5 protein-coding genes are annotated in these 7,599 nt (G+C 53.0%); 2 read left to right on the top strand and 3 right to left on the bottom strand.

The annotated features are described in order from the left end of the window. The coding region (locus D6694_14075; GenBank protein RMH36245.1) for a hypothetical protein at window positions 1–2,636 on the bottom strand (2,636 nt) is incomplete at its 3' end. 129 nt (window positions 2,637–2,765) lie between these two features. On the opposite strand from D6694_14075, the gene yaaA reads away from it, so the two are divergent. Then, entirely contained in the window at window positions 2,766–3,539 is a 774-nt protein-coding gene (yaaA, locus tag D6694_14070) for a peroxide stress protein YaaA (GenBank protein ID RMH36244.1), read from the top strand. Here yaaA and bioA read toward each other — a convergent pair. Beyond that, the gene (bioA, locus tag D6694_14065; protein RMH36243.1) at window positions 3,530–4,837 is read right to left on the bottom strand and encodes an adenosylmethionine--8-amino-7-oxononanoate transaminase; all 1,308 of its coding nucleotides are present in this window, start codon (window positions 4,835–4,837) and stop codon (window positions 3,530–3,532) included. The genes yaaA and bioA overlap by 10 nt on opposite strands. Next, the gene (locus D6694_14060; GenBank protein ID RMH36242.1) at window positions 4,834–5,811 is read right to left on the bottom strand and encodes a DMT family transporter; all 978 of its coding nucleotides are present in this window, start codon (window positions 5,809–5,811) and stop codon (window positions 4,834–4,836) included. The genes bioA and D6694_14060 overlap by 4 nt, the downstream gene beginning before the upstream one ends. Before the next feature lie 99 nt (window positions 5,812–5,910). Here D6694_14060 and D6694_14055 point away from each other — a divergent pair. Continuing rightward, window positions 5,911–7,599: RecQ family ATP-dependent DNA helicase (locus tag D6694_14055; protein RMH36246.1), on the top strand; the 1,689-nt coding region annotated here is incomplete at its 3' end.

Here is a 7,599-nt window from a genome sequence, read left to right as displayed (position 1 = left end):
TCTGGCGCGACAAAGCGAGCGATCATTTGATCTGCGTTTTCCAAGTTAACGTCTGGGCCAGCCGTTTGTATCCAGCGGTAACTGACAATGGTCCCGTTAGGGTCACTAGAACCTGAACCATCCAGTGTCACCGTGTCACCTTCGGTCACGGTTTGATCGGGGCCGGCCTCTGCTGTCGGTGCGGTTCTGATCCCGTTGTCAAAGCTTTCCACCACGCCAGCATTATTGTCGTCGAACCGATCTGGGGCTACGGCGCCTACTCCGAGTCCCCGCTTTGCGAATCCATTCAGCAGTATTTGCCGGTCTGCCTGACTGACGGCCTCGGCTGCTGCCAGGTAGGCATCGCGGGCTTCGACAAATGTGGGGTTGTTGGGCATCGCCATTAATGCGGCGATATGGTAGCGCATCATTTGATCTCGAGCTTCGGTCAATGTATAGCGATCATCTTTCACCAATCCGGCGAAACCTTCCCATAGCATATTGGCCCAGATTTCACCGGTGGCGTGCACCTCAGCATTGTCGGCGCCGTCCAGCCCATAGGCGGTTGGTGCGGTACCAGGCAATGGAACACCATTTTCAATGTGTTTGAAGGTGAGATCATTGATGGCGAAATTAGTGGAGTATGGTTGCCGACGAATACCAAAATAAGCGCTGTCGTTTCCACGTCCGGAGCTGACATAAGTTGCCACGGGGAAGGCCCCGTCAATATTGGCCTCATCTTCCGGTTTGACAAGAAACATCAGGGCCAGAAAGTCGGATAAGCCCTCATCAATGCCGCTTGACTGGGTTTGCGGAAATGAAACGAGGCGGTTGTTCAAGAAATGTCCGTACTCGTGGACGACCAATGACGTATCTAGGGCTGAATCCAAGTCAACATCAGTGTCGCGAAACAAACGACCGGTCACTATGGTGCCATTTTGCAATGCGGCTTTGATGGGGGCGCCGTCGGCCTGGCTGAGCATGAGACTGCCGATATTAATCGTGGGTGGATTGTCGGTGGCGCCCATATTGATGACCGTTTCGTTGGTTTTATGGTTGATGATGACAACGCCAATGGCGCCCGCTTGTTGCGCTCGATCCACTTTATCGACAAAAAAACAGGCACCACGGTCGATAACAGCGATATTGCCCTGTAATTTCTGAGCATTCTCGGGAGTTGGGGCTTCACACGCATCATGTGGCGTAGCGTCCGCTTCATTCGGATCGGTGATACCGTCATCGTAAAGCACCCACTGAGCACTGACATCGAAGTCCTTTGGGCCAAATAGGGCGTGGCCGACAGCGTATGTGCCCGCCAGGGAGGCCGGTGTTGCCACTTCTGCGGATGCGGTGACTTTCCCATCCCACAAGAAAAGCTGCATCACACCAGGTGAGCCATCGCCGGGGGTGGTCATATTGGCATTATTACGATTCTCGAAGTCTTGCCCTTCGACGAGCACCGGGTCGCCTTCGAAACCGCCACGGCCGTAATTATTGGCTTGGCCATTGCCAGCGGCTTCATTGAAACCGAAATCGTACAACCAATCATGGACAAAATTGGTGACATAGAATGCGTGAGTTAGTGCGGCATTTCGGTTTTGTTGTGAATTTAATGGCTCAAGGCCAAAAATGTAGTCGAAGTCGAACTGTCCCGGTGCCGACACCAAAACCTCGTGATCGCCAGCAGCAACATCGAGCCCACTGGGCTGCACCAGATCTGCGTACGCATGGACATTATTGCCATTCAGACGTGTTGTATTGGCACTCAACCAATCATCATTTGTCGAAATGGGACCATGCGCCAGGGTGCTGAGCACTGACGGAACAAGCGTGATAGTGGTGCCATCCGGTTGACCAGTCGGGTGCGGGAAATAACCGTCGCCTTGCGGCCCAGCCAATGGCCATTTGGTGGCTGTGTTGTCTGCCCAGACACGGTAAGAGAAACTTGCATCGTGGGTTAGTTGGCGTTGACTGAGCGTTTGGCCATTCAACGCATGTATGACTATTGCTTGTCCGTTTAGTTGCCCCTGTGCGCGAATCAGGACTTCAGCACCATAGGCAGGAACAAGCACATCATTGTCGTCCAGCCACCAATACTTCCGAATGCGAATATTACGATCGAGTTCCACTTTGTTAGGCAATGGGCGCTTGAGATAAAACCAAGAGGTTTGAGAATCGTTCCGGTATTTTTGGAGGCTTTTGTCTTCTTCAAGCAAGTTTTTGTCGAAGTGGATGCCTGAGGCGAGTTCAAGCGCTTTCACCGCGACCGTAGCTGGAGAAAGCCGCGCTTGCCAGGGGCCATTTGGTGCCTTTTTCGCCCATTGTCCACTGAGCGCGGTCACACGCCCGGTCGGTGAGAGCACAAGTGCCAAGCGAGCGTTACTGACCTGAACCGCATCAAATTGCTGAGCGAAACGAATCACGATAGGGCCGCCCTTGGGCGCATGTTTATGGACAACTTTGAGCGAAGGAAGTACCTCTGTGTCGGTTGCGAAATTGTCGAGCAACAGTGGTGCGATCGCCTCCCTCAGTTGTGCCGCGTCATCAATGGCTGAGATGGGCAGCTGGACATCGTGCAGTCGCCAAAAGCGTTGGGTGTCAGCATTCGCCATCGGAACGAGCAACAAAAAGCCAAGTACGGTGCTAAGAAAGCGCATTACGATAGCTCCTCCGGTCATACCTTCATGCCAATGTAGCAACCATAGACACTTTCGCCAAGTGGTTGCAATCTCTTGATAAACACAAGATCATGTTCGGCGCTGACAGTGATAGGAGTAATCGTTGCGATGTTAATGTTTGTTTCGCCTGCAAAGTCGCTTGACTTTGATACGCCGACCCCGAAAGGGACGTGGCGCCAACCGCAATTTCTGAAACAAGCTGAAGCTTTAGTCGAGATTTTGCGTCCGATGGCGCCAGCGGAGCTGGGGCGGTTGATGAAGCTTAGCGACAAGCTCGCACAATTGAATGCTGCGCGCTATGCACAGTGGAAAGTGCCGTTTGATGAAGAGATGGCCCGACCCGCCATCTTTGCGTTTACGGGTGATGTTTACCGTGGCCTTGATGTGCGAAACCTTTCTGAGGACCAACTCAGCTATGTGTTTGCGCATTTGCGCATCTTATCCGGATTATATGGTGTGCTGAGCCCCGATGATCTGATGATGGCCTATCGGCTGGAAATGGGCACAAAATTGGCGAATCCGGCTGGTGACGATCTGTATGCCTACTGGCGCGAGCCATTGACCGAGCATGTGATAAAGGAAATAGAAGCACAATCAGTGCCAGCCGTAGTCAATCTTGCGTCGAATGAATATGCCAAGGCGATCGATTGGCGGAAATTGCCGGTGCCGGTGGTCGAGCCGGTATTCAAAGATTGGAAGAATGGCGGTTACAAGATCATAAGCTTCTTTGCCAAGTGGGCTCGGGGGGCGATGGTTCGCTATGCCGCGCAGGTCAAGGCAGAGACGCCTGAAGCCCTCAAGGGCTTTGATCTTGGTGGCTATGCGTTTGATCCGGAACAGTCGACGGACACCAAATGGGTGTTTTTAAGGCGTCAGGTATGAGCCTCGACCCAGTCGGCCATGGCATCAGTCAGCTGTCGCAGACTTTCCGGTGAGATGCAATAGGGGGGCATGGCGTACAATAAGTGACCAAATGGCCGAAGCCAGACGCCTCGCTTGACGAAAAATGGCGTCGCTTCGGCCAGATCAATCGGGTCACGGGTTTCAATCACGCCAATGGCGCCCAAGACACGCGCTTCGCGAACGTATGGCGAATCAGCGAGGGGCATTAAGGTTTCCCGAAAATGATGCTCAATTTGTCCCACCTCATCTTGCCATGGTCGCTCTGATAGGACTTGCAAACTGGCACTTGCCACGCTACAGGCCAGAGGGTTCCCCATAAACGTTGGTCCATGCATGAGCGGACCACTTTCGCTGATTCGTTCGGCAATGTGGCGCGTGGTGACGGTGACGGCGAGCGTCATGTAGCCGCCGGTCAATGCTTTGCCGAGGCAGAGGATATCTGGAATCACCATTGTTCCGTCCTGTTCGGTGTGTTCCAGAGCAAACAACTTGCCAGTGCGTCCAAAGCCAGTGGCAATCTCGTCGAAAATGAGCAGGATCTCATATTGGTCGCAGAGTGCGCGTAACTTTCGCAAAAAAACCGGTGAATAAAACCGCATGCCACCTGCGCCCTGACAGATGGGCTCAAGTATGACAGCGGCGATTTCTTCGTGGTGCGACTCCAGCAGTCTCGCCATGTCAGCAATGTCGCTATCATCCCGCGCAGGATCTGAAAACCAGTCGTTTTTGTCTCTGGTGATAGGGGCTTCGGCAATCAAAGGCGTCCGATAACAATCGCGAAAGATGCGGTGCATGCCATTTTCGGGATCGCTGAGCGCCATGGTGGCAAAAGTATCCCCGTGGTACCCATAGCGAATGGTGGCCACGCGGGACTTATGTGGTTTAGGTTGGGCGCCGGAACGCCAATATTGAATGGCCATCTTCAGCGCCACTTCCACAGCAATCGAACCGGAGTCTGCGTAAAACAGGCATTCGAGCGGCGGCGGCAGCATGGCCAATAATTGTTTGGCCAAATTTTCGGCGGGAGCATGAGTCAGGCCACCGAACATCACATGCGCCATTGATTGCAGCTGTGTGACAACGGCCTTGTTCAAGACCGGATGATTATAGCCATGAATGGCACTCCACCAAGAGGCCATGCCATCGACCAAACGACGTCCGTCAGACAACAGGATTTCCGCACCTTCCGCGCTTTTCACCCTTAAGTTGGGATAGTGGGGCGGTAGCGTTGTGTACGGATGCCAGATGTGTTGATGATCAATATTGTCGTGTTTCATGCCTTTGATTTCGCGGTCATGCTGGCAGGTGATGTGGTGTCGGAGGTTGCGTCCACCGTTTTTGCTTTCCCCAAGGCCGTCATCGCTGAACCGGCAACCACCACAAAAATGCCTAAGATTGTTAAAAAGTTGAGCGGCTCCTGCGTGAAACGAGCAGGAAAAATCCAAGACAATATCTCAAGACAAATGACGGTGATGACGGGTGTGAGGGATAAGACAGCACTCACCCGTGAGGCTTCCCAGTGGGCGAGTGCCTCGGCAAATGCGCCATAAGCAATGGCAGTGTTTAGACTGGAAAATACGAGCATCCCCCAGCCAACTATGTCGAGTTTGGCCACACTGCCTAAATCCGCAAGCCACACGAATCCGGCACTGCCAACGCAGAGAATTAGCCACATGATGCCAAATGAGGACAGGTGCACTAGCAGTTGCTTTTGAGCCAGTGCATACGCGGCCCATGTGATGGCAGCCCCCACGACCAACAGGCTTCCCCAAGCGTAAGTCGAATGCATCGCCAGCACTTCTGGGAGTCGTTGGTTAAAAAACAAGCCAAGGCCGACCACAAACGTCAGGAAGCCCGCCCACTGGATGCGGCTGAACCTCTCTTTAAACAACCACAGCCCACCAAGTAATAACAGCATGGGCGCTAATTGGATAAGCACCTGTGTGGTGGCTGGCGTGGTTCTCTCCAAACCGAGTAAGAACAAAATGTAATTCGCACAGAGCCCGACAATGGCGATACCGAGCAAAGCCCAAAACCGCCAGGAGCGGTTGTTAAGTCGGGGCAGTTGATGCCGCCGCCAGAGCAAGTAGCCCATAAGCACTGCCGCCCCCGCGAAACGATAAAAGGTGATGGTCCATGGGTCTAAGACGACGAGCAGATCTTTGACCGCGATGGGCAGCAAGCCCCACATCAACGCTGTTGTGAGAGCCAGTGCTAACCCCAATTTCCAGTTGCCGGAACTTTGATGCATAATGTGCGAAAAAATCGTGACAATTGAAAGCGTCGCCCATTATACCGGCCTATCAAGCGTCCTGGTTAGTACCTTTTTGCACTTCTTTATAAGCGGTCAATGAAAACGACTGACGCGATTGCTGTATTACATGATGTATTTGGTTTCACCGATTACCGCCCCGGGCAGAAAGCCGTTATTGAGCACGTGCTTTCTGGGGGGGACGCGCTGGTTGTGATGGCCACTGGGGCGGGCAAGTCGTTGTGTTACCAATTGCCAGCATTGGCTCGGCCGGGAACCGGTTGGGTCATTTCGCCGCTGGTTGCTTTGATGGAACAACAACAACGACGTTTGCATGCCATTGGTGTTCGTGCGGCGTGCTTGCACTCCGGTATGTCCTGGCAAGAAGAGCAGGATGTGTTGGCAGCGCTCAGCGCAGGCGCCATAGATATTCTGTTTACGTCACCGGAGCGTGCCATGTCATGGGAGCTTCGTCGAGCGTTGCAACGGATAGACTTGTCTGTGATTGCGATTGATGAGGCGCACTGCATCTGGCAATGGGGATTTGATTTTCGACCAGAATATGCACGGCTCGGCGAAGTGCTTGACGCATTTCCGCGAGTGCCAAAAGTTGCCCTGACGGCCACCGCATCACCGGATTGTCAGCAAGCTATATTGGACAAACTTGGGCTTCATGATGCCCGCACCTTTATTGGTAGTGTCGATCGTCCCAACCTTTTTCTGTGGATGCAGCCGCGTCAAAATGCTGCCCAGCAGCTTTATGATTTTATTTGTGCCCGGCATCGACAACATGCGGGTATCGTCTATTGCCAAACGCGTCGAGAAGTGGAGCAAATCACCTTATTTCTAAAAAATAAAGGCTTGTCAGTTGTCGGTTATCACGCAGGATTGGATGCTGAACAGCGACGTCGAGTTGAACAACTCTTTTTGGACGGTGATGTGCCAATTATTGTGGCGACCATTGCCTTTGGCATGGGGGTGGATAAGCCCAATGTTCGCTTTGTCGCCCATCTTGGGATCCCGCGTTCGGTGGAAGCCTATTATCAGGAGATTGGAAGGGCTGGGCGTGATGGCAGGCCAGCGGATGCGTGGCTGCTGTATGGAGTGAAGGACATACAAACGCAGCTGAGGTGGCTCGCCGACAGCAACGCACCCAGTGACCGAAAGCGAAGAAACGTGCAATTTATGCGACAAATGGTTGGGATGGCAACCACCCACGAGTGTCGGCGAAAGCATTTGCTTGCCGCGTTTGGTGAAACCAGCACTCATTGTGGTCACTGTGACAATTGTGCCTGGCCGCGTAAGGCACAAGGGGCCAAGGTGGACGCACAAAAGGCGCTCTCCACCATCTACCGTACGGGGCAGGCGAATGGCATTGGTTACCTAGTGAAAGTTCTGCGGGGCGCGCGTGCCAAAATCGTCTTTGAAAGAGGGCATCATCACCTTAGTGTCTATGGCATTGGTCGGGAACATAACACCTTGTTCTGGCAGCAGATGTTTATCGAGCTATGGCGTCGTCACTATGTTCGCTTACATGGTGATTATAAAGATTGCTTGGCATTAAACGACAGTGCTCGCCAAATCTTGACCGGAGATGCGGAATTTCACTTTGTGCCGCCAAGATATTTTCAGCGCCGGCATTACTATGAAAATCCATTACACAACGAAATCATCGACGAAAGCATTGTTGCGCCACTGCGCGATTTGCGACGGCAATTGGCGGATCAACATGGGTTGGCGCCTTATCAAGTGTTTGATGACGTGCAGCTACACCAGATTGCGACATTG

It is taken from the genome of Gammaproteobacteria bacterium (assembly GCA_003696665.1).
In the GTDB taxonomy this organism is placed as follows: Bacteria; Pseudomonadota; Gammaproteobacteria; order Enterobacterales.
Note: the sequence above shows the minus strand (reverse complement) of the source record. Positions and strands in the feature narration are given on the sequence as shown.

What these genes read in the sequence shown, in the direction of transcription:
- yaaA (RMH36244.1), top strand. Translation starts at nt 2,766, where the DNA reads ATGTTAATGTTTGTTTCGCCTGCAAAGTCGCTTGACTTTGATACGCCG.
- bioA (RMH36243.1), bottom strand. Translation starts at nt 4,837, where the DNA reads ATGAAACACGACAATATTGATCATCAACACATCTGGCATCCGTACACA.
- D6694_14060 (RMH36242.1), bottom strand. Translation starts at nt 5,811, where the DNA reads ATGCATCAAAGTTCCGGCAACTGGAAATTGGGGTTAGCACTGGCTCTC.